This is a genomic window from Kitasatospora sp. NPDC053057, assembly GCF_044546945.1.
Taxonomy (GTDB): domain Bacteria; phylum Actinomycetota; class Actinomycetes; order Streptomycetales; family Streptomycetaceae; genus Kitasatospora.
The window spans coordinates 133,922-154,885 of sequence record NZ_JBITZP010000007.1 but is presented as its reverse complement, the minus strand read 5'-3'; the positions used below and the strand labels follow the sequence as shown (position 1 = coordinate 154,885).

Genomic DNA, 20,964 nt, shown 5'->3' with positions numbered 1-20,964 from the left:
CATGACCGGCTCGCACAGCGAGGAGGACCGGGGCGAGTCGACGGTCCAGCGCTTCGCGGCGGGTTCCTTCGTCGGGGTGTTCGCGGTGACGGCGGTGGTGCTGGCGGTTCTGGCGGCCGTCCTCCCCGTCGACGGGGCGACGACGGGCTACTGTGCACTCGCGGCTCTCCTGTTCGCGCTGCTCGCGGTGGGCACGGCCGTCGAGCGGGTGGCCGTCCGCCGGCGGGCGGATCGCTCGCGTCACGGGGGAGGGCCACCGGTGCGAGACTCGTAGGGGGACGGAGCAAAGGACGGAACCATGACTGGGGACATCGGGATCGAAGCGCTGGGTGACCACGAGTACCTGGTGAGCTTCCCCACCGCCGGCGAGGCGGTCCTCTCCCGCTTCCAGGCCACCGAGGCGACCCTGAGGCAGCTGAGCCCGGCCCGCGCCGACGAGCAGCGGATCGTCGCGGAGACCGCCGTCTACCTGTCCGAACGCCAGCAGACGGCCGACCTCCCGCCGATGATCGACCTCGACGATGTCGCCGCCGCGTACGGCGACGACTACCTCGAGGAACTCGGACGCCGTCTCACCACCCTGTGATCAGGCCTCGGCCGGGCGGCGGGAGTTCCCCATGGCTGACCGGACGGGCGACGGCGCGGCCCGGGGGCCGGTGGTGTGGGCGATGGCCGTGCGGGAGGCGGTACAGGGCCCGCCGGTCGCGGAGCTGATCGTGGAGGTCGGGGCGAACCTGCACGCCGACCTGGTGGAGGCCGCCGTCGACAGTGGCTTCACGGTCGCCGCCGGTGAGCCTCCGGCGACGACCGGCGTGATCGAGGTCGGCGACGGCCGGGTGGAACGGCTGCTGCTGGTCGGCGGCCGCCAGGGGTGGGAACCGGGCTCACGGGTCGAGGTGTCGCCCCGCTGGCTGGCGGCGGCCGAGGGGCGGGGTGAGGCGGTGGTGGTCGTCGTACCGCCGCAGGACTGGCCGATCGTGCCGGTCGATGAGGATCTCGCGGCGCGGATCGACGCGTTCACCCGGTGGGTCGAGGAGCAGCGGGTGGCCGGCCGGGTGCTGCACGGTGCGGTGTCGGTGCGCGGCTGGGCGTGACCGGGCTCAGCCGGTGTGCAGGATCCGGAAGCGCTCGGGTGCCGCCGGATCGCGATCGACGACCTGGACCGGTGGCCAGCCCCACTGCCACACGCTGATGCCGGGCGAGCGGACGAAGCACGGCGGCGGTTCCTGGCCAGGGCCGAGCCCGGGCCGTCGCGTTACCCGTCCGGCGCAGCGTGGCGCGCGGAGCGGGCGGGGTGCTGCGATCTTCGGAAGGCACCCGGCCGTGCGAGATCGCCGTGCCCGACCGCCGGGTCCCCTCGTCCCGAGACCGTGGAGGCCCGGATGTGGCAGGCTCCCCCCGCTCCCGTCAGCGGTGAGTGGCTTCCGGTGCTGGACATGCCGGCGCCCGGCCCGCAGAGCCGGTGGACGGTGCTGCTGCGGTTCCTGCTGCTGATCCCGCAGTTCGTGGTGGTGTGGGTGCTGTCGGTGGCGGCGTTCTTCGTCACCGTCATCGGCTGGTTCGGCGCGCTGGTGCTCGGCCGGCTGCCCGGCTTCGTGGCGGACTACCTCACCGCGTACCTCCCGTACGAAACCCGGGTCACCGCGTACCTGATGCTCACCGTGGACCGCTACCCGCCGTTCCGGTTCCGGGCCCCCGAGTACCCGGTGCAGGTCGGGCTGCGCCCGGGCGAGCTGAACCGGCTCGCCGTCCTGTTCCGCATCATCCTGGTCATCCCGGCGTCGATCGTGCAGGGCCTGGCGTACGCGGGGTGGTGGCTGGTGTCGTTCATCATCTGGCTGGTGGTGCTGGTCCTCGGCCGGATGCCGCAGCCGCTGTACGAGGCGACCACGGCGATCGTGCGCTACCGGATGCGCTTCACCGCCTACCTGGTGATGCTCACCTCGGCCTACCCCAAGCGGTTGTTCGGCGAGGAGCCGGGCAGCGAGCCCGAGCCGGTGTCGGCCACCCGCCCGCTGGTGCTGAGCGGCGCCGGGCGCGGCCTGCTCGTGCTCTTCCTGATCCTCGGCCTGGCCTCCTGGGCGACGAGCTCCGTCACCGCCTCGGTTAACTCCGACGAGGACGACAACGACGACAACAACGGCATCAATCCGACCCAGCACGTCATGGCACCGCTCGTGCCGGGCCCTGCTGACCAGGGCTAACGCCGTTCTCCCGCACGGTACTTGACGGAATCGTCGGCAGAGGGAGATGCTGTGCGCCAGTCGGCCAAGCTGATGTGAATGAGATCGCAGCCTCATTCACATCAGCTGGCCGGTGTCATTCCAGGGCATCAGGGCCGCTGGGAGGCCTCCCGGGCGGCCTTTGATGATCCTCGGCTTGGCGGCGACCACGCCGGAAAGGGTCTCCATGGCCTGCTGGAAGTGCGCCGACTCGACGTGGGCCCGGCCGGCCCGGCGTCGCGGAAGCCCTCCACGAGGACGTACTCGTCCGGGTCGTCACGGCTGCGGGACCTGATGAAGATCATGGAGGTCCTTCGGGGCGGGGAGGATGGTCGGGTCCTCACCGTGCCCGAGCGACGCCCGGTGCGGGAAACGTACGGCGCCGCGATTCCACCCATGCCGGAAAGCGTCCTCCACCGGGCGTCTGCGCCGCCGTCATGCGGCATCGCCCGCCGCGATGAGCTTCTCGCAGTCGGCGATGTGCTGCTTGACGCGTTGCGCGAACTTCGCGAGGTCGTCCGCGTGTGCGGCGATGTACTGCTGGTCGTAGGCGGTCTGGACGGCCACCGCGATCCCCATCAAGTTGGTGGACCGCTTGCAGGCGTCGTCGGCGGTCGCGGTGGCGATCTCGGCCGGGCTGTGGGTGACGGCGGCTCCGGCGCCCGGGTTCTGGTCGCGCCAGCGCGGATCCATGTAGGCGTCCGCCGGGTTGGCGTAGGTGAACCCGTGGGTCTTCATGCAGCCGCTCCACTGGTGGTCGGCGGCCACGATGCGGGGGTCGGTCAGCGGTACCTTTGGCCCGCCGCCGGGGAGGGCGGACGGGTCGGGGGTCATGGCCATCGATCCGCCGACGGCGTCGAGGGCCTCCTTCAGACAGCCGCCCTTGGGTACGGCCTTGCCCTGGTACTGGGTGAGCGGGGCACCGGTGCTGTCCCGCCCGGCCAGGACCTGCTGGGTGGTGGCCGAAGCCGGCGTCCGGGTGTCTGTGGCGGTGATGGCGTCGTAACCGGTGGTCGCGACCCGGTCGGGGGCGAAGTATCCGTAGAGCTGGGATCGGACGTCCTGGTCAGTGGCCTCGGTCTGCGCCGGGGCCGCCCAGGGCGCCTCCGAGATGCCCAATCGCCGCAGGCAGCGCGCACTCGTCAGGTAGACGGCTCGTTGCGCGATCAGGCCCTGTGACGCGGTGGGGAGGTAGGCGTCGATCGGACGCACGACCTGGCGGACACTGGTGATGGTGGAGATCTCGCCCAGCTGTGGGGGGTCCGGGTGGGTGCCTCCGGCGCCGCAACCCGCGAGGGCCGCGAATAGGGCGATCGTCACGGCTGACGTCGTCGAGCGCTTCATTTCCGTCCTTCGGGAGCGGGCGCGGCGGGGTGGCACCCGCCACGCGTGACCGTGGTCGGTGGCGGGTGCCGGTTTCACGGGCCGGTTTGGCCTGGGATCACGTGAAGTTCGGGTTGTCGATCTCCAGCGCGTAGGTCATGACGTTCCCGAGGTAGCCGCTCTTCCCACCGGGCTGCAGCTTGAGGGGGCCGGTCGAGTTGTAGAAGACGGCCCAGTTCCAGTTCGTCTGCTCGTAGATGACGCCGCCGACCTGGCCCTGGTAGCCGCCGGTCAGGTCGCTGATGGTCTTGTAGCCGATGGAGCCTGCGGCGCAGAAGTTGCCGTTGCCGCTGGTGATGACCGTGAGCCCATTGGTCGGGCAGCCCACCTGGTCGATGGCGTTCGCCGGTGCCGCCACGGCCACGCCGGCCAGGGCGAGGCCGGCGGTGGCGGTGAGGGTGAGGAGCTTCCTGCCGATTTGCATGAGAATCCCTTCCATGGGGGGTGTCGGGGCTTCTGTCCCGGCCCACAGAGATGGTGGGTGTCGGGGGCGCGGGGGCGCGAGCTGTTCAGGCAGACCCGAATAGTCGCGAAACTGCTCCAAAGTTGTACGGAACACGTCATGATTGCCGCCGTCGGCTGCACGCCAACGGGGGAGAGATGCTCGACCTTCATTTCACTGTTCCGGCGTTGGCCCGGACCAGATTCGCCATCTCGCCGCTGGACCAGATCCTCGGCGGAAGCGCTGGAGCGGAACACCCCTGCGTCGGTCCTTCGGTGACGCGAGACCGCTGGTGGCGACGGGTGCGGCAGCACGTGCCGTACCAGGCCGCCCCGTTCCTGGAACTCATCAACGCCAGCCTCACGGCCGTTCCGGACTTCCTCGCGGTCAACGTCGATTCCGGCCATCGCAAGCTCGCCGACGAGCTCGACGCCGTTCTCGCCGTCACCGAAGGCGACCTGCGCCAAGACCTCGCCTTTTACGGTGCCGGGCGGGATCTGCCACCCATCGTCAGGGACTTGCGAGAGGGGGGATCGCGCCAGTTGCGACGGGTCACCGACGGGATCTGGGCATTGTTCCAGTCCTGTTTCGCGCCGGACTGGTCTGATATCCAAAGGGTCCTGAAGGCGGACATCGCTCACCATTCGCGTTCCGCGGCCGAGGCCGGATTCGGTGCGATGCTGGATGCCGTTCACCCGCTGACGGTTTGGCGGTCCGACGGCGTCCTGCGGATCCCCGTACATGCCACGGACGACGAATTCGACCTGGACGGAAGAGGGTTGGAACTGCGCCCCAACTTCTTCCTGACCGGGATCGCGGCTGTTCTGGGCGGACAGCGACCGGCGACGCTGATGTACCCGCTCCCCGCTCGGCCGCCCGAGTCGACCACGGCCCGGCGGGCCGACGGACTGGCCCTGCTCATCGGGGTCACCCGTGCGAAAGCCCTGCGGTCGATCGGGCGGGGCCCGTGCACCACGACCCTGCTCAGCCAGCGGATCGGCCTCAGCACGGCGACCGCGTCCGCCCACGCCACCGCCCTGCGGGCCGCCGGGGCGATCACCACGGAACGCACCGGGACCCAGGTCCGCCACACCCTCACCCCGCTCGGCGAGGACCTCCTGCTGAACAATCCCGAGCCACCGGCAAGGCCGCTCCGGCGGGCGGTCGCCGCCCCTACGGCAGCAGGCGGTCGGGGGACGGGAGGCGGGTGATCGGCGGGTCGTCCCAGGAGTAGACCTCCAAGTTGGACAGCCGGCCCTCGAAGGCGAACACCATGGCCCCGCCGATCGGTTGGCCGCCGGCGTCGAGCACGGTGGCCTCGGCGACGATCCGGCTGCCGACGGGTGCGGCGGGCACGGCCTCCGGGGCGTCCATGCCGAAGTCGAGGCTGGGGCAGGGGCACGGGCAGCCGCCGGTGACCCGCAGGTGGGGGATCTGCGCGCGCAGGGCGCGGCAGGCGGGCGTGTCGGCGTCGAGGAGTGCCTCCAGGAGCGCGACCGCCTCGGCGGGCAGACGGTCACCGGTCGTGCTGTCGTTCATGCCGGAAGCCGATCATCCGCCCGGACGGTGCGTCAATCGGGTTCGACGGGCGTCGGTAGGCGGCGAGGGCCAGGGCCAGGGGGCGGAGGCGATGACGCCGGCCGCGCCGCCGGGGCGCCTGCCGGAGGAGTCATGGCCCCATGGTCGGAGAGGTGCGGCGGGTGCGGGCGGCGGCTGCGACGTCCGGCTGCGGTAGCGTCGACGGCCGGTGGGGCGGTGATCGAGGGGCGGACCGCTAGGCTGCCGCCATGATCGAGGACGGCGCCACGGACAAGGGCAGCGTGACCACGGTCCGGCGGATCGGCGAAACGATCCGCCGACCGGTCGGCGAGTGGACGCCCGCGGTACACGCCCTGTTGGCCCACCTGGAAGCGGTGGGCTTCACCCGGGCCCCGCGGCTGCTCGGCGTCGACGGCACCGACGAGGTGCTGTCGCTGCTGTACGGCGAACCCGCCTTCGGACCCTGGCCGTCGATGCTGCGGTCGACCGCCGGAATCGCCGAACTGGGGCGCTGGCTGCGGGACTACCACGACGCCGTCCGGGACTTCCGGCCGCCGGCCGACGCCCGGTGGCGGGGCCAGGAGGAGGAGTGGCGGCCCGGCATGGTCATCCGGCACGGCGACCTCGGCCCGTGGAACTCCATCTGGAACGGCGACGAACTGGTCGGGTTCATCGACTGGGACTTCGCCGCGCCCGGCCACCCCCTCGACGACCTCGCGCAACTCGCCTGGTACGCCGTTCCCTTGCGCTCCGCCGAGAAGCAGCGGCGAGCAGCAGTCGCCGGCGACCACGTCCTGCGGAGCCGCCTCGACGCCCTGTGCGCCGCCTACGGGGCCGAGCCGGCAGCGGTGCTCGACGCACTGGAGGCACTCCAGTCCCGCGAGGCCGAGCGCATCGAACGGCTCGGCGGGCTGGGCCAGGAGCCGTGGGCGAGCTTCCTCGCCCGCGGGGACGTGGCCGAGATGGCGGCCGAGCGGTCCTGGCTCCGATCGGAGCGCACGGCTCTGCTCGACGGTTCGGATGCCTGAGCGCCGTCAGCCGGGGCTCTGACGCCGCTGTCGGAGGCAGCTGCGAAGATCACGCCCATGGATCTCTGAAGCCCTCGCCGGCCTCGACACCCACCCCTGGGCCTCCCGACCGTCGGGTGGCCGCCGAGGTGCTCGGCGGCCACCCTTCGGCTCGGCTCACACCAGGCGCAGCACCAGCTTGCCGGTGTTCTCGCCGCGGAACAGCATCCCGAGGGTCTCCGGGAAGTCGGCCACGGTGCCCTCGACCACATGCTCCTTGACCTTGATCCGGCCCTCGCCGATCCAGCCCGCGATCTCGGCCGCCGCCTGCGCGTAGCGGCGGGCGTAGTCGAAGACCACGAAGCCCTCCATCCGAGCCCTCCGCACCAGCAGCGACAGGTAGTTGGACGGGCCCTGCACGGCCTCCTCGTTGTTGTACTGGCTGATCGCGCCGCAGACGACGACCCGGGCGTGCATCGCCAGCCTGGTCAGCGCGGCGTCCAGGATCGGGCCGCCGACGTTGTCGAAGTAGACGTCGATGCCGTCCGGGGCGTGGGTGCGCAGCGCCTTGCGGACGTCCTCGGAGCGGTAGTCGATCGCCGCGTCGAAGCCGAGCTCCTCGGTGAGCAGCGCGCACTTCTCCGGCCCGCCGGCGATCCCGACCACCCGGCAGCCCTTCACCTTGGCGATCTGCCCGACCATCGTGCCGACCGCCCCGGCGGCGCCGGAGACCACCACGGTCTCGCCCTCCTTGAGCGCGCCGACCTCCAGCAGCCCGAAGTAGGCCGTCATCCCGGGCATCCCGAGCGCCCCGACGTAGGTGGACAGCGGCGCGAGCGCGGGGTCCACCTTGAGTGCTCCCTTGCCGTCCGACACCGCGTAGTCCTGGACCCCGAAGGACCCCACCACGTGGTCGCCGACCTGGAACTTCGGGTGGTTCGACGCCACCACCTCGACCACCGACCCGGCTCGCATCACCTCGCCCAGCCCCACCGGCGGCAGGTACGACGGGCGGTCGTCCAGCCACCCGCGCATCGCCGGGTCCAGCGACACGTAGTGCGTCCGCCCCAGGAACTCCCCGTCCCCGGGTGCACCCACGGGCTCCTCCGTGTACGCCCAGTCCTCCGGCCGCACCTCACCGACCGGTCGACGGGCGAGGCGGATCTGGCGGTTGACATCGGTCATGGCATCTCCTGGGGCGTACTCGGTACTCGGTCTCCGCATGGACAGGTGTCCGATTCTAAGCAAGCGCTTACTCAGAAGACCAGAGGACGGGCAGCCCGGTCAGGACGAAGCAGGCTCCGCCACCGTTCTGCGGCCCGGTCTCCCGGGCGACCAGGTCGGCGCCGTGGGCCCGGGCGATCTGGCGGGCCATGGCGAGCCCGAGACCGGAGCCGGGAAGGCTGCGGGCGGTGTCGGAGCGGTAGAAGCGGTCGAAGACGTACGGCAGGTCCTCGGCGGCGATTCCCGGGCCGTGGTCGCGGACCGACACCTCCAGTGTTCCGTCGCGGTCGCCCGCGCGGGTCACCCGGACCTCCACGGGCCCGTTCCCCGCGCCGAACTTGGCGGCGTTGTCGAGCAGGTTGCCCAGCAACCGCACCAGCCGGGCGGGGACGCCCGGCACGACCGCCTCCTCGGCGCCGGGGCCCACATCGAGCGTGAACTCCTGCCCCGGCCAGTGCCCGCGCGCCGACGTGACGGCGTGTTCGACCAGTGGCAGCAACCGGAACCGCTCGACCAGGGCCTGGGGCTCCTCGTCGCGCGCGAGTTCGACCAGGTCGTTGACCATGCCGGTCACCTCGCGCAGTTGCCGCCCCAGGGCGTTGGCGGCGCGCTCCCGCTGGGCGTCGGTGAGACGGCCGCCGCGGGCCAGCAGCTCGGCGTTGGTGCGCAGCGCCGTCAGCGGGGTGCGCAGCTCGTGCGAGGCGTCGGAGACCAGGCGGCGCTGGGCGGTGACCGACCGCTCCAGTGCGTCGAGCATGGTGTTGAAGCTGTCGCCGAGGCGGGTGACCTCGTCGCGGCGGCGGCCGGTGGCGGCGTGGGAGGTGATGCGGTGATGGGGGTCACCGGTGGCGGTGATCCGTTCGACCGTGGCGGTGAGCCTGGTCACCGGGCGGAGGCCGGTCCGGGAAACCCACCAGCCGAGGAGCCCGGCCAGCAGAACCGCGCCGGCGCCGAATCCGGCGAACAGGGCCGCGGACTGCCGTACGGCGCGGTCGACCCCGTCCGAGCGCAGCACGACCTGGAGGGCCGTGCCGGTGCGGAAGGGCGTGACGAGCATGCGGGCGGGGTACCCGGCGATGGTCGTCGTGCTGAAGTAGGCCGCGTGCCGTCCGGCGGCGACCTCGCGCACGGCGGGGGTGACCGGAAACAGGTACGGCGTGACGGCCGACCCGGGGTCGCGTGCCGGGTCGGCCGGGACGACCTGCGTGCAGGCCGGGGCGGCCAGGTAGCGGCACTGCCCGGAGAGCACACCCGGCGGCTCGCTGCCCTGTTGCTGGACGGCGACCGTGGCGGCCTGGGTGAGCTCCAGGTCCAGCTGGTGGGTCAGCTCGTAGCGGATCACGGCGAAGGCGGCCCAGCTGAGGCCGAGCGCGACGGTGGCGACGGCCACGGCGGCCACCAGCGCGAGCCGGACGCGGAGGGTCACGAGTCCGCGGCCAGACGGTACCCGACGCCGTGGACGGTCTGCACCAGGCGCGGCTCTCCGCCCGCCTCCAGCTTGCGGCGCAGGTAACCGATGTAGACGGCGAGGGAGTTGGACTCGGGGCCGAAGTCCTGCCCCCAGACGCGCTCCAGCAGGGTTTCGCGGGTGAGCACCTGTCCGGAGTGGCGCAGGAGCAGCTCCAGCAGCGCCGCCTCGGTGCGGCTGAACTCCACCCGGCGGGAGCCGCGGTACCCGGTGCGGGTCTGCGGATCCAGGGCCAGGTCCGCGTAGCGCAGCTCCGCGTCGGTTTCTCCACCGGGTGCGTCGAACGCGGCGCGGCGCAGCAGCGCGCGCAGGCGGGCGGTCAGCTCCGCCAGCGCGAAGGGTTTGACGAGGTAGTCGTCGGCGCCGGCGTCCAGCCCGTCGACGCGATCGCTGACGTTGTCCCGCGCGGTCAGGACCAGCACCGGGGTGCGGTCGTGGAGTGCTCGCAGCTGTCGGCAGACGGCGAGCCCGTCGAGGACCGGCATCATCACGTCGAGGATGACCGCGTCCGGCTCGTGGGCGGCGATCTTGGCGAGGGCATCGTGCCCGTCGACCGCGGTGACCACCTCGTAGCCCTCGACGGTCAGTCCGTCGGCCAGGGCCTCCCGAACCTCTCGGTCATCGTCCGCCACCAGAATCCGCACCGCCGGCCCTCCGCTCCTCGTGCCCCGCTGACCTGCTGCCCCGCTGACCTGCTCCGATCTCGCAGGCCGTTCCAGGCATACCGAAAGATAGCGGGCGAAGGCCCGCAATCTCTTAAAGCTCTCTTAGGCCGGGACGCCACGGTGGTGAGCCATGCACACACCTCTCTCGGTCGTCATCGGTGCCGGCGGCACCGGCGGCCACATCTACCCGGGCCTGGCCTTGGCGGAGGCCCTGCGGAAGACCGACCCCGATGCCGTGATCTCCTTCGTCGGCACCACGCGGGGCCTGGAGACCCGGCTGATTCCCGAGGCGGGATACCGGCTGCACACGGTCGACATGATCCCCTTCGACCCCTCGCTCGGCGCCCGGCGGTACCTGCTGCCGGCCGACCTGGTCCGCGCCGCCAAGCAGGCGCAGCGCGCGCTCGCCGACCAGCGGGCGCAGGTCGTCGTGGGGATGGGCGGGTACGCCTCCGCTCCGGCCGTGCTGGCCGCGCGGATGGCCGGTCTGCCCAGCCTGATCCACGAGTCGAACGCGGTGCCGGGCCGGGCCAACGCCTTCGCCGCGCGGCTCACGGCGCACATCGCGCTCGCCTTCGACGAGACCAGGGCGCACCTGCCGAAGTCGCGCCGGAGCGGGGCGGTCACCGTCGGGATGCCGCTGACCGGCGCGGTGGCCCACCTGGACCGGCGGGCGAAGAGCGCCGAAGCCCGACGCCGGCTCGGCGTTCCAGAGGCGGCGCGGCTCGTGCTGTTCAACGGGGGGAGCCTCGGCGCCCAACGGTTGACGGAGGCCGCGATCGGCCTCGCCGAGCAGTGGCGTGACCGGGCGGACGTCCGGCTGCTGATCAAGACCGGCCCGCAGTCCCTCGACAGCACGCGGCACCGTCTCGCGCGCAGCGGCGGGGACGCCGTCGCCGAGGCGGTGCCGTACCTGGACCGGATGGACCTCGCCTACGCCGCCAGCGACGTCGTGGTCTGCCGCGCCGGGGCCGCGACCGTGGCCGAACTCGCCACGGTCCGGGTACCCGCCGTGCTGGTGCCGTACCCGCATGCCCCCGGCGACCACCAGTTCCACAACGCGAAGGTGCTCGCCGACGCGGGAGCGGCCCGGATCCTGCGTGATGCGGACACGGACGCGAACTCCCTCGCCGCCGTGCTCGATCCGCTGCTGGCGGAGCCGTCCAGGCTGGCCGCCATGAGCCTCGCCGCCGCCGGGGGAACCCACGCGCAGGCCGCCGACCTGCTGGCCGACCGGGTGCGGCGGCTGGCCGGCCGCTCGCTCGACCCGAACCCCACCATCACTGAAATGGAGCTCGCAGAATGACCGACACCGCTACCCCCAGCCCCTGGACGGACCGTACCGTCCTGGTCACCGGCGCGGAGGGCTTCATCGGCTCGACCCTGGTCGATCTCCTGGTCGCGCAGGGGGCCAGGGTCCGCGCCCTGGTCCACTACAAGCCCTACGCCGAGCGCGGCCACCTGGCGGGCCACCTCGGGCACGACCGGGTCGAGATGCTCGCCGGCGACGTCCGCGACGCCGGCCGGGTCTCGGACGCGGTGGCGGGCTGCGACACGGTCTTCCACCTCGCGGCACTGATCGGGATCCCCTACAGCTACGACTCCCCGGGCGCGTACGTGCACACCAACGTCGTCGGCACCGAGAACGTGCTGGAGGCGGCGCGGCGCCACGGTGTGCGCCGGGTCCTGCACACCTCCACCAGCGAGGTCTACGGAACCGCGCTCAGCGCACCGATCGGCGAGGACCATCCGCTGCAGCCCCAATCCCCCTACTCCGCCTCGAAGATCGGGGCCGACATGATGGCGCTCAGCTTCCACCACGCCTTCGAACTGCCGGTCACCGTGGTACGGCCGTTCAACACCTACGGCCCGCGCCAGTCCGCCCGCGCGGTGATCCCCTCGATACTCGCCCAACTCCACTCCGGAGCAAGGGAACTGCGCATGGGCTCGCTGACGCCGACCCGGGACTTCAGCTACGTCACCGACACCGCCGCCGGCTTCCTGGCCCTGGCCGACTGCGACCGCGCCGTAGGCGAGGCGGTCAACCTCGGGACCGGTCAGGAGGTCTCCATCGGCGACCTGGCCGAGGCGCTGATCGCCGCTTCGGGTCGTACGGACGTCGAGATCACGGTCGATCCGGCCCGGCTGCGCCCGGCCGGGAGCGAGGTGCACCGGCTCCTGTCCGACAACTCCCGGGCCCGGACGTGGTCGGGGTGGCGGCCGGAGGTCCCGTTGGAGGAGGGGCTGGCCAAGACCTCGGCCTGGGTGGCCGAGCACCTCCACTTGTTCGACCCGAACCGCTACGCGGTCTGAGAACCGACGGGCGGCGCGCCCCGGGAAGGGGACGCGCCGCCCGTCCGTTCGTGCAGTCGGCCGGTCAGTACTGGGTGCTGACGGTCACGCCGCTGAAGTCGGTGGTGGCGTAGAGGCTGATGTAGCGGTAGCCGGCCGTGGGGTTGGTGACGGTGAGGGTCTGGGCGGTGCCGGGGTTGGTGGAGGCGGCGGTGTGGGCGGTGGGGGAGGCCCAGGTGTCGGGGTTGTAGTAGAGGGCTGCGTTGCCGGTGCCGCCGGAGGTGGAGACCTTCAGGGTGGTGGTGCCGGCCGGCAGGTAGAGGTAGAAGTAGTCGAGGTTGCCGGCGGTGCGGGCCTGGTTCGGGCGGGAGCAGTTCTGGCCGAGCGCGTCGGTGCGCGGGTCGGTGCAGGTCGGCAGGCTGGTGCCGCCGCCGGTGGTGATGGTGACCGAGGACGGGGTGGCGGCGGTCCCGCCGTCGCTGTCGGTGACGGTCAGGGCGACGGTGTAGGTGCCGGGGGCGGCGTAGGTGTGGACCGGGTTCCGTTCGTCGGAGCTGCTGCCGTCACCGAAGGTCCAGTGCCAGGAGGCCAGCGACGCCTGCGAGTTGGTCTCGACGGACTTGTCGGTCAGGGTCACGGTGGCGCCGTCGACGGACTGGCCGAAGAGGGCGGTGGGGCCGTCGGCGTAGCAGGCGCCGGCGGCGCAGGTGTTCAGCCAGCTGTCGAAGTCGGCGTCGTAGGACGTGCCGAGGCCGTTGTAGACCGCGTAGCCGCCCTGGTAGTCGCCGGTGCGGAAGTGGCCGAGCATGTTCTGGATGTCGGCGGGGTGCTTCTCGAACATGTAGCGCACGGCGAGGTAGCCCCACGGGTAGGTGCGCACCGTGTCCGAGTTGGCGTAGGTGTTCTGGAAGATCGTGCTGAGCTTGTACCGGTGTGTGGCGGCCTCGGCCATCGCCTGGGTGTCGGTGGTGCCGCGGTAGGCGTAGGACTCGTACTCGGCGACGCCCTCGATCCACCAGATGTCCGGGACGGAGATCTCGGTGGAGAAGTTGCCCTTCATGTCGTAGATGTTGTCGAGGTAGTGGGTGTACTCGTGGTTGAGGTTCCACACGTTGGCGGGGAAGCCGTCGTCGTACGACTTCTGGTACATCACCGACACGGGCTTGTTGTTGGGGTCGGTGACGTCCATGACGGTCTCGCCGCCGTTGTCGGTGGAGTTGCCGTAGATCGCCCAGGAGTAGGTCTGGTAGTCGTCCCGGTTGGAGAAGACGGCGAGGGTGATGGTCTTGCCGTACTGGCCGGGGACGGGCCCGTCGTCCTTGACGAGGTCGTGGAAGAACGTGTCCTCGCCGCGCAGGCTCTCGCAGACGGTCGACAGCTCCTCGGGGGAGAGGCCCTCGGTGCGTATGGTGCGGTTGTCGCAGACCAGGCTGTTCGGCAGGACGGCGGCGGTGAGCTTGCCGGGCAGGTCGCAGGTGCCGTAGTAGGAGCACTGTGCGTTGTCGTACTGGTTGGCGTTGTACGCGGTGTAGACGTACAGCTTGCCGACGGCGCCGGAGATCGGGGTGGTGTCGAGCACCTTCTTGACCAGCGGCTTGGCGAAGGCCTCGATGCTGCCGCCGTTGCCGGCGGTGCGGGCGAGGTCGTTGCCGGCGTTGACGTCGAGGAAGGCGTTGGGGGTGGTGAGCTGGTCCTTGTGGTTCTGCGCGAAGTTCGCCAGCGTGGTGATCACGCTCGGGTCGGCGGTGACGGCGCCGACGTAGTCGGGGTTCCAGTTCGCCCGCCACAGCGGCGCCCAGAGCACGGAGTTGACGGCGTTGACCATCTTCGGGAACGCGTTGTAGCCGTTGTCGTAGCCGTTCAGGACCTGCTGGTAGACCTTCAGGTAGTGCGCCTGGATGTTCGCGCTGTCGGTGAGGATCAGCACCTCGCTGAGCACGGCGCCGTTGGCGTCGCTGACGTCCGTCCGGTGCGCGCTCGCGAAGAAGGCGTCGAGGCCGCCCTGGACGGCGGAGGTGAGCGTGGCGTCGTAGGGGCCGACGGCGCTCGCGTTGTTGGACTGGATGTAGTAGCCGGCCCGCAGGAAGAGCACGAGCTGCAGGAGGTTCGCGGAGTTGTCGCCGGTGTAGTTCGCCGCCTGGGCCCGGAAGGCGTTGGCGACGGTCAGCATCTGCGACTGCTTGAAGACCTTGCCCGCGTCGGTGCCGGTGACGTTGAACAGCGTCTTGACGCAGTCAGTGGTCGCGCCCTGGACGAAGGAGACCAGGGCCGCGCCGCTGCGGCTGCCGAAGTCGGCGGGCGTGCAGTTGGGCACGGCCGGGGCCTGCGCGGTCAGTGCGCGCTCGGCCGGCGCCGTGGTGTGGGGATGCGGGGCGGTCTGGACGGCCGTCCCGGTCGGCTGGAGCGCCTGGCCGAGCAGCTCCGGCGGGAGCGGCGCGGCCGTGCGGCCCAGGTCCTCGGAGGAGTCGGCGGCGATCTCGGCGCCGAACGGCTTCGGTGCGGCCGTGCTGGCCGGGGCTTCCGCCTGGGCCTGGGCTTGTGCCTGGGCCGTCGGGTTCGAGGCCGCGACGGTCGTCGCGGACGCGGCGAGGGCGGGGGTCGGTAGCAGGGTGGCGGGGCCGGCGAGGGCGGCGGCCACCAGGAGCGGAAGGGATTGGCGCAGACGCACTGCGGTGTCCTTGTCCTGAGGTGGGGGGTGACGCGGCGTCGGCCACGAGGTGAAGGGGAGTTGACGTGTGACCTGTCACCGGAATCAGGGTCAGAACAATGTCACAGGTTATATGTCATCGCAAGGGTGTGCGCAGGGGCGGCTCTCGAAGGCCGACGGCCTCCTGCGGAGTCCTCAAGTCGTCTGCGGGAGAACGGAATGCGGCCGGCCCGGCTCCCCCCGTGGGTTGGGGGGAGCCGGGCCGACCGGTGGGCTTGAGAGGACCGCGACGCGGCTTACGGTTCGCCGCGGTCCAGGAGCTGCTGGAGGTTCTGGGGCGTCTTCTTGCCGCATCGGGCCACGGAAGGGCCGACCGTCGGGTCAGACTTCGTCCGGGAGCTTGCTGATCAGCCAGCGCACGCTGTTGTCGCCGCCGAGTTGGGGGAAGTGGACCATGGCGGCGTCGCACAGCTTCATGAGGTGCTGCTTGTTCTTTCCGGAGCCGGGCAGTTTGTGGAACTCGAAGGTGGGGCCGGCGTGGACCACCATGGCCTGCGGGACCATGACTTGCGTGGCGGCCATCATCTCGGCAATCGAGACGAGGATGCCCTGCATGGTCGCCATGAAGGTCCGCTCGTAGTGGTAGCGGGGGCTCTGCTTGCCGGGCTGGATGTCGTTCCGCGGGGTCTGGTAGATGACGTCGATCATGTGCAGCACGTAGCAGTACACCGCGTTGAAGAGGGTGTTGAGGCTGGTGACGGCGTGATCGTCGGCGTAGAGCCCCGCCTCGGGGTCGGTGGGGAGCGGCCAGACCGGGCCGATCGGCTCGACGCCGTCCGCGATGCGCTTGAACTTGATGTAGTGGGGCATCTCGTCCAGGCCGGGGACGGGCTTGAGCGGGTCGATGGGGACGGAGAGCTTGTTGTCCTTGGTCCCCTCGCCCTGGTCGACGATGATCTTGAGGGCGTCCTGGGCGGTCTTCAGGTCCTTGATCTGGACGGGTTCGCCGCCGCCGTCCTTGTTCCAGTAGGCCGCGACGTACTGGAGGTGCGGCTTGTTGGACTTCCAGAGGTCCGCGATCTGGGAGTCGAGCAACTTGAGCCCCTTGCCGACGGCTTCGTAGAACTTGCCGATGCTGGGGTACCACCCCTCTGGCACGGGCTGGGGGCGCCCCTTCGGTGCCGGCTTCTCGAACTCCATGAAGACGTCCCGGACCAGCTCCCTGGAGCACGGCCCCATGTGCAGTTCGAGCGGGGGCCAGCGGTGCGGCATGTACATGGGGAAGCTCGGCATGAACTTCTCGTCGTAGAACTTGATCCGGTCACCCTCCCCGAGGGCCACCAACAGGTTTCGCACCAGGCAGAGGTGCAGCATCTCCTCCACCACGATGCTGCGGATCAGTCGGAACGCGCCCATCCCGGGATCCCACTGGGAGTACCCGCGCGAGGCGATGGAGAAGGACGGGTAGAGGTACATCGGGATGGTGATCGTCTCCAGGCGGGCGGCCTGCTTGAGGTGTTTGATCAGCTCCTCCCGTGTGGTGATCGGCTCGCCGGCGTTGACCCTGGTGGCCTCGTCGGTGAGGAAGGTGGGGATGAGGGTCTCGTCGATGGCGGAGGTGGTGGCGGTCACGATGTCTGACTCCTGAGGGTGAGGGGTGGGGGAGGGGAACCGGCCAGCAGCCAGCCGTCCGCCGTCCAGCGGTGGAGGAGGTGTGTGGTGGCGGCCTCGTCCAGGTCCGCCGCGGCGGCTGCCGTCCGGACTGTCCTGCCGTCGACCAGGTCGGAGAGGAACTGGTGGGCGGACGCGCTGAGTTCGGTGGCCGTGACGACGTAGTCGCGGCGGGAGAGCACGAGCGGCATCCGCCGTGGTACCGGGTCCTCGGCGGGCCGGCCCCGGCGGACGGCCGCCGCGTAGGTGTGCACCGGTGCGCTCAGGACGAGCAGCCGCAGCGACGGGGCAGGCCGCACGGAGTCGTGCGGCCCCGGCAGGACGGAGCGGGTGTCCGGCAGGCCCTCGGTGCCGGGGCCGTCGTACACCTCGGCGAACGCCCGCTCGTAGCGGGCCAGATCGATGACCACGTCGATCCAGGCCTCGCGCCCGGCCGCCGGTCGGTCCCGGTCGGGCCGGTGCTCGGCGAGGAACTCGGCGAAGTGCGCGTCGAGTTGGAACAGGGTGTAGGAGCGGGACGGGCGGGAGTCCAGGTACTCCAGCGCGAAGTCGTCGAAGAGCTCGTCCCCCAACAGGGCCCGCAGGGCCGGGTGGAGGCCGCGCATCGCCTCCAGCAGGCGCAGGCGGTAGCCGCGACGGTAGACCTCCAGGCACTGGCCGGGGGAGAGCCTGGCGGCGGCCGACAGGACCGTCTCGGCGGCCCGGTCCTGGGCCTGAGCGTACGAACCCGGCCCGTACGGGGCGAGGATCGCGTCCTGGAACCAGCGTTGGGCGGCGGCGGTCGCCTCGGGCGGGCTAGCCACGGCCTGCCGCGACTGTCTCGGGCAGGTGGCGGCGGGCCTTGTGGAGCTCGGCGAGCAGTTCGGGGAACGGCGGGATGCGGTCGTCCCACTCCAGCAGGGTGGGTACGGGCCCGGTCAGCGAGAGGGCCAACTCGTAGAGCTCCCAGACCGGTTCGGCCACCGGCTGGTCGTGGGTGTCGATGATGTGCGTCCCGAGGTCGGTGTGGCCGGCGAGGTGGATCTGCACCACCCGCTCGGCCGGGAGCGCCCGCAGGTACTGCTCCGGGTCGAACCCGTGGTTGACGGCGGAGACGTGGACGTTGTTGACGTCCAGCAGCAGGCCGCAGCCGGACTCCTCGGCCAGGCGGGCGACGAACTCCCACTCCGGCATGCTCGCGCCCGCGAACGCCGCGTACGTGCTGGGGTTCTCCAGCACCAACGGCCGATCCAGGACGTCCTGGACGAGGCGCACGCGACGCACCAGGTGGGCGAGCGACTCCTCGGTGAACGGCACCGGCAGCAGATCGTGGGTGTTGAGCCCTGCCGTGCCCGTCCAGCAGATGTGGTCGGACACCCAGCGCGCCCCGGTGGCCTGGGCCAGGCGGCGCAGCCGGTCGAGGTAGTCGCGGTCCACGGGGTCGGTGCTGCCGATCGACAGCGAGACGCCGTGCATGACGATCGGGTAGCGCTCGGCGATCCGGTCGAGGGCGTGGCGCGGGTAGCCGCCGGAGTCCATGAAGTTCTCGGAGATGACCTCGAACCAGCCCACCTCGGGCCAGCTCTCCAGCACATGCTTGAGGTGCGGGAAGCGCAGGCCCAGGCCGAGGCCCAGGCCGGAGGATCCGGGGATGTCCATCGTCGTGTCGCGGCCGGTCACGCGCCGGCGGCGCGCTTGACGCCGTGCGGTTTCTCGTAGCTGGGCACCAGGTCGTCGGGGTAGCCCTCGCCCGGCGAGGGGCCGAAGGGGATGCCGGCCTCGAACATCCGGTGCTCGAAGATCTTGCGGGCCCGCTTCCAGACGCTGGTTCCGCGGTACGGGCCCGCCGCGTGCACCCGGCTGACGTTGATCGGACTGGCGCAGCTGCCGTTCCAGCGGCACTCCTGGGCGCCCGGCTTCGCCTGCTCGGCGTCGGACCCGGTGTAGCCGCAACCGCCCTGCCCGCGGCACTCGTTGGCGCCGTGGCAGACATGGAAGACGGTGGCGCACTCGCCCATGCCCGCCATCTCCCCGGACCCGCCGAATCCGTGCCCCTTGCAGGCGTTCAACCCCATGCACACGTGCAGGTCGATCGCGGACTGTAGCTTGGCGGGTTCCGTGCGGGCCGTCGGACCTGCCTCGGTGGCCTCCAGATGCTTCTGTTTCCCCTCCAGGCCGCCGACGAGGAGCGACTCGATGTCCTCCATGTTGGTCAGCTGACCGTCGACCTGTCCGTGTCCGTTGTGTTCCGCTTTCATACCGGCCTCCTCGTGACTCCCCCAGCGGATGGTGCGTTGGCGATCTAAGTCGCGATCACTCACTGCGTCCGCCTCAACGGCTATCAGGGAGCAGGGGCTGGCGCACCTCGATGGCTACGGGACGTAACGGCTGCGGCGGCGAACGGGAACGTTGCAGGCCAATGCGGTCATGTGGCGTCCGGGCGGGGGCCGTTGTGGGGGTGTGGGAAGTCGACGTGTCCGGGCGCGCGGGCGCGCCCTGCTCGCGGCGTGGCGCCGGGCAAGGCGCAGGTCGGGGCGTCGGACCGCTTCAATCCGTCACGTTGCGTGATGGACTCGCCGCCTCGTGGCGCCGGACGGGCAAGAGGACCCGGAAGCAGGAGTGCGTCATTCGAGCAGCGCAAAACGGTCGATGACCGCCTCTGCCCGCGGCATGCGAATTCGGGTGTCGCTCAGCCCCGTCCCGGCGCGGAGGGGGACCAGCCGAGGGCCGGGCCGAGCCGGGTGGCGAGGTCGGTGAGGATCTGTACGTAGTCCTCGGGTTCGAAGGTGAACGGCAGGGCGAAGGCGACCTCGTCGACCTCCCGGTAGCCGGCGTGGGCGTGCAGCCGTTCGGCGAGCTCCTCGGAGGTGCCGACCAGGTCGGGGGAGAAGAGCAGTCGGGCCGGGCCCTGCGGGGTGAGGGTGCGCGGGGTGCGGGCGAGGGCGTACGCCTGGTACTTGGCGCGCTGCTCGGGGGTGGCGCTGTCGGTGGGGATGACCACCAGCCCTTGGGAGACCCGGGCGCGCTCGCCCTCGGGGTGGACGGCACGGAAGGCGTGGATCTGCTCGGCCTGGAGCTCGGCGAAGTCCGGTGCGGAGTCGGCCGGTTCGGGCTTGACCACGCTGCTGGTCAGCAGGTTGAGCCCCTGCTCGCCCGCCCAGCGGGCCGAGCGCAGGCTGCCGGCGCCGTACCAGAGCCGCCCGGCCAGGCCGGGGGAGTGCGGCTGGACGCGGCGCGAGTACACCTCGATGCCCTCGGTGCCGGCGAAGTCGGAGGCGTCCTCGCCGCGGACCAGGGCGAGCAGCCGTTCGGCGCGGCGGTGGCCGAAGTCCTCGTGGTCGCCGGTGTCCGGGTAGAGGGCCCCGCGCACGTGCTCGTAGTGGGTGGGCGGGCCGACGCTGAAGCCGGGGTTGAGCCGGCCGCCGGAGAGCAGGTCGACGGTGGCGAGGTCCTCGGCGAGCCGCAGCGGGTTCTCCCAGCCGAGCGGGGTGACGGCGGTGCCGAGCTGGATGCGGCTGGTGCGCTGGGTGGCGGCGGCGAGGACGGCGACGGGGGAGGAGATCCCGTACTGGAGGTGGCGGTGGCGCAGCCAGGCGCTGTCGAAGCCGAGCTGCTCGCCGAGGGCGATCAGTTCGAGGGTGGACTCGTGGCCCCGGCGCGGGTCGGCCTCGTCGAAGAGCCCGATGGTGAGGAAGCCGAGTTTGCGCAGCGGGCGGGGGGAGGGTGGCATGGTGGCGGCTCCGCGTGGGTTCCTGCGGCCCCGGGGAGGACCGGACGGGTGGTGCCCGTGCCCGTCGACCGTACGCAGGGCGTCCGCGGTGCCACAAGATCGGCGTGCGATCCGGACAGCGGATCGCAACGGGCCGCAACGCGGCGCAACACCGGGGCGCGTACGGCAAAGCGCGCGCGGCGGGCGCCCGCCCGCTCCGGGGTGGGCGCCCGCCGCGGCCGTGCCGTCGGTCAGCAGCTGCGCAGCTCCGGGCTCTGGTTGCGGATCTGGTTGTGCAGCGAGGTGAACTCGCGGTACGCCTCGCTGTCCTCGGAGCCGGGGCGGAAGGCGCCGACGCGGTGGCAGTTGACGAAGGCGAGCTTCACACCGAAGTGGTCCTCCAGGCTGCCGCGGATGGCGTTGCTGGCCAGCGCGCGCAGCAGCTGGGCGCGCTGCTCGTCGCTGGGCGTGGTGTTGTCGGTGGTGAACTCGGCGTCGGTGGCGGCGAGTTCGGTGCTGAGTCCGGCGACGACCTGGTAGGCGTACGGCAGCGAGCCGCGCACGGTGTCGAGGAAGTCGGCCTCGTCCACGCGGCCGTTGCGGGCCTGGTCGAGCAGGGCGGGGGAGACGTCGAGCGACATGGGGGTCCTCTTTCGCGGGGCGCGCGCAGGCGCGGGCGGGGATGGTTAGCGAAGATGAAAACCATTTGCGTAAAG

21 protein-coding genes and 1 pseudogene are annotated in these 20,964 nt (G+C 71.4%); 8 read left to right on the top strand and 14 right to left on the bottom strand.

Features of this window, described 5'->3' with window-relative positions:
- Window position 1 precedes the first annotated feature (1 nt).
- The 3 genes from ACIG5E_RS10780 to ACIG5E_RS10770 are packed head-to-tail and all read left to right on the top strand — an operon-like array spanning window position 2 to window position 1,094.
- Window positions 2-274 (top strand): hypothetical protein, encoded by a 273-nt coding sequence (locus ACIG5E_RS10780; RefSeq protein ID WP_396532955.1) that lies wholly within the window; start codon window positions 2-4, stop codon window positions 272-274.
- A 24-nt stretch (window positions 275-298) separates the two neighbouring features.
- Window positions 299-586 carry a hypothetical protein gene (locus ACIG5E_RS10775; protein WP_396532954.1) on the top strand — a complete coding sequence of 96 codons (288 nt, stop codon included), beginning with the start codon at window positions 299-301 and terminating at the stop codon, window positions 584-586.
- 31 nt (window positions 587-617) lie between these two features.
- Window positions 618-1,094: a hypothetical protein gene (locus tag ACIG5E_RS10770; RefSeq protein WP_396532953.1), complete on the top strand. Its 477-nt coding sequence runs from the start codon at window positions 618-620 to the stop codon at window positions 1,092-1,094.
- Between the two features lie 6 nt (window positions 1,095-1,100).
- On the opposite strand, the pseudogene ACIG5E_RS10765 reads toward ACIG5E_RS10770, so the two are convergent.
- Window positions 1,101-1,211, bottom strand: a pseudogene (locus tag ACIG5E_RS10765) (amino acid ABC transporter substrate-binding protein); the annotation flags it as partial.
- A gap of 171 nt (window positions 1,212-1,382) precedes the next feature.
- Here ACIG5E_RS10765 and ACIG5E_RS10760 point away from each other — a divergent pair.
- Window positions 1,383-2,204 carry a DUF4389 domain-containing protein gene (locus tag ACIG5E_RS10760; protein ID WP_396532952.1) on the top strand — a complete coding sequence of 274 codons (822 nt, stop codon included), beginning with the start codon at window positions 1,383-1,385 and terminating at the stop codon, window positions 2,202-2,204.
- A gap of 453 nt (window positions 2,205-2,657) precedes the next feature.
- On the opposite strand, the gene ACIG5E_RS10755 is transcribed toward ACIG5E_RS10760, so the two are convergent.
- Window positions 2,658-3,542, bottom strand: coding sequence for a hypothetical protein (locus tag ACIG5E_RS10755; RefSeq protein WP_396532951.1), 885 nt, complete (start codon window positions 3,540-3,542; stop codon window positions 2,658-2,660).
- Window positions 3,543-3,663: 121 nt separating this feature from the next.
- Entirely contained in the window at window positions 3,664-4,029 is a 366-nt protein-coding gene (locus ACIG5E_RS10750) for a hypothetical protein (protein ID WP_396532950.1), read from the bottom strand.
- Between the two features lie 176 nt (window positions 4,030-4,205).
- Here ACIG5E_RS10750 and ACIG5E_RS10745 point away from each other — a divergent pair, with 176 nt between their 5' ends.
- Entirely contained in the window at window positions 4,206-5,258 is a 1,053-nt protein-coding gene (locus ACIG5E_RS10745) for a hypothetical protein (RefSeq protein WP_396532949.1), read from the top strand.
- Here the strand turns inward: ACIG5E_RS10745 and ACIG5E_RS10740 are convergent.
- On the bottom strand, window positions 5,221-5,586 hold the full coding sequence (locus tag ACIG5E_RS10740) for a hypothetical protein (RefSeq protein WP_396532948.1): 366 nt from the start codon (window positions 5,584-5,586) through the stop codon (window positions 5,221-5,223). The genes ACIG5E_RS10745 and ACIG5E_RS10740 overlap by 38 nt on opposite strands.
- A gap of 248 nt (window positions 5,587-5,834) precedes the next feature.
- Between ACIG5E_RS10740 and ACIG5E_RS10735 the strand changes: the two genes are divergently transcribed.
- The gene (locus ACIG5E_RS10735; RefSeq protein WP_396532947.1) at window positions 5,835-6,614 is read left to right on the top strand and encodes a phosphotransferase; all 780 of its coding nucleotides are present in this window, start codon (window positions 5,835-5,837) and stop codon (window positions 6,612-6,614) included.
- A 156-nt stretch (window positions 6,615-6,770) separates the two neighbouring features.
- On the opposite strand, the gene ACIG5E_RS10730 is transcribed toward ACIG5E_RS10735, so the two are convergent.
- The 3 genes from ACIG5E_RS10730 to ACIG5E_RS10720 all read right to left on the bottom strand — a co-directional run bounded on the left by ACIG5E_RS10730 (window position 6,771) and on the right by ACIG5E_RS10720 (window position 9,929).
- On the bottom strand, window positions 6,771-7,778 hold the full coding sequence (locus ACIG5E_RS10730) for an NADP-dependent oxidoreductase (RefSeq protein ID WP_396532945.1): 1,008 nt from the start codon (window positions 7,776-7,778) through the stop codon (window positions 6,771-6,773).
- 67 nt (window positions 7,779-7,845) lie between these two features.
- Entirely contained in the window at window positions 7,846-9,243 is a 1,398-nt protein-coding gene (locus tag ACIG5E_RS10725; RefSeq protein ID WP_396532944.1) for a sensor histidine kinase, read from the bottom strand.
- Complete coding sequence (locus tag ACIG5E_RS10720) at window positions 9,240-9,929, bottom strand: response regulator transcription factor (protein WP_396532943.1); 690 nt, start codon at window positions 9,927-9,929, stop codon at window positions 9,240-9,242. The genes ACIG5E_RS10725 and ACIG5E_RS10720 overlap by 4 nt, the downstream gene beginning before the upstream one ends.
- Before the next feature lie 151 nt (window positions 9,930-10,080).
- Between ACIG5E_RS10720 and murG the strand changes: the two genes are divergently transcribed.
- A complete protein-coding gene (gene murG / locus ACIG5E_RS10715; protein WP_396532942.1) occupies window positions 10,081-11,256 on the top strand; it encodes an undecaprenyldiphospho-muramoylpentapeptide beta-N-acetylglucosaminyltransferase in 1,176 nt (391 codons plus the stop codon).
- Entirely contained in the window at window positions 11,253-12,263 is a 1,011-nt protein-coding gene (locus ACIG5E_RS10710; protein WP_396532941.1) for a GDP-mannose 4,6-dehydratase, read from the top strand. Before murG ends, ACIG5E_RS10710 begins: the two co-directional genes overlap by 4 nt.
- A gap of 64 nt (window positions 12,264-12,327) precedes the next feature.
- On the opposite strand, the gene ACIG5E_RS10705 is transcribed toward ACIG5E_RS10710, so the two are convergent.
- From ACIG5E_RS10705 to ACIG5E_RS10675, 7 genes are all read right to left on the bottom strand, one after another.
- Window positions 12,328-14,910 carry a collagenase gene (locus tag ACIG5E_RS10705; protein WP_396532940.1) on the bottom strand — a complete coding sequence of 861 codons (2,583 nt, stop codon included), beginning with the start codon at window positions 14,908-14,910 and terminating at the stop codon, window positions 12,328-12,330.
- Between the two features lie 360 nt (window positions 14,911-15,270).
- Entirely contained in the window at window positions 15,271-16,521 is a 1,251-nt protein-coding gene (locus tag ACIG5E_RS10700) for a ferritin-like protein (RefSeq protein ID WP_396532939.1), read from the bottom strand.
- A complete protein-coding gene (locus ACIG5E_RS10695) occupies window positions 16,518-17,363 on the bottom strand; it encodes a putative DNA-binding domain-containing protein (RefSeq protein ID WP_396532938.1) in 846 nt (281 codons plus the stop codon). The genes ACIG5E_RS10700 and ACIG5E_RS10695 overlap by 4 nt, the downstream gene beginning before the upstream one ends.
- Window positions 17,356-18,198, bottom strand: coding sequence for a DUF692 domain-containing protein (locus ACIG5E_RS10690; protein ID WP_396532937.1), 843 nt, complete (start codon window positions 18,196-18,198; stop codon window positions 17,356-17,358). Before ACIG5E_RS10690 ends, ACIG5E_RS10695 begins: the two co-directional genes overlap by 8 nt.
- Before the next feature lie 17 nt (window positions 18,199-18,215).
- Window positions 18,216-18,797, bottom strand: coding sequence for a hypothetical protein (locus tag ACIG5E_RS10685; protein ID WP_396532936.1), 582 nt, complete (start codon window positions 18,795-18,797; stop codon window positions 18,216-18,218).
- A gap of 431 nt (window positions 18,798-19,228) precedes the next feature.
- The gene (locus ACIG5E_RS10680; protein WP_396532934.1) at window positions 19,229-20,269 is read right to left on the bottom strand and encodes an LLM class flavin-dependent oxidoreductase; all 1,041 of its coding nucleotides are present in this window, start codon (window positions 20,267-20,269) and stop codon (window positions 19,229-19,231) included.
- 230 nt (window positions 20,270-20,499) lie between these two features.
- Window positions 20,500-20,889 (bottom strand): SCO5389 family protein, encoded by a 390-nt coding sequence (locus tag ACIG5E_RS10675; protein WP_396532933.1) that lies wholly within the window; start codon window positions 20,887-20,889, stop codon window positions 20,500-20,502.
- Window positions 20,890-20,964: the final 75 nt, after the last annotated feature.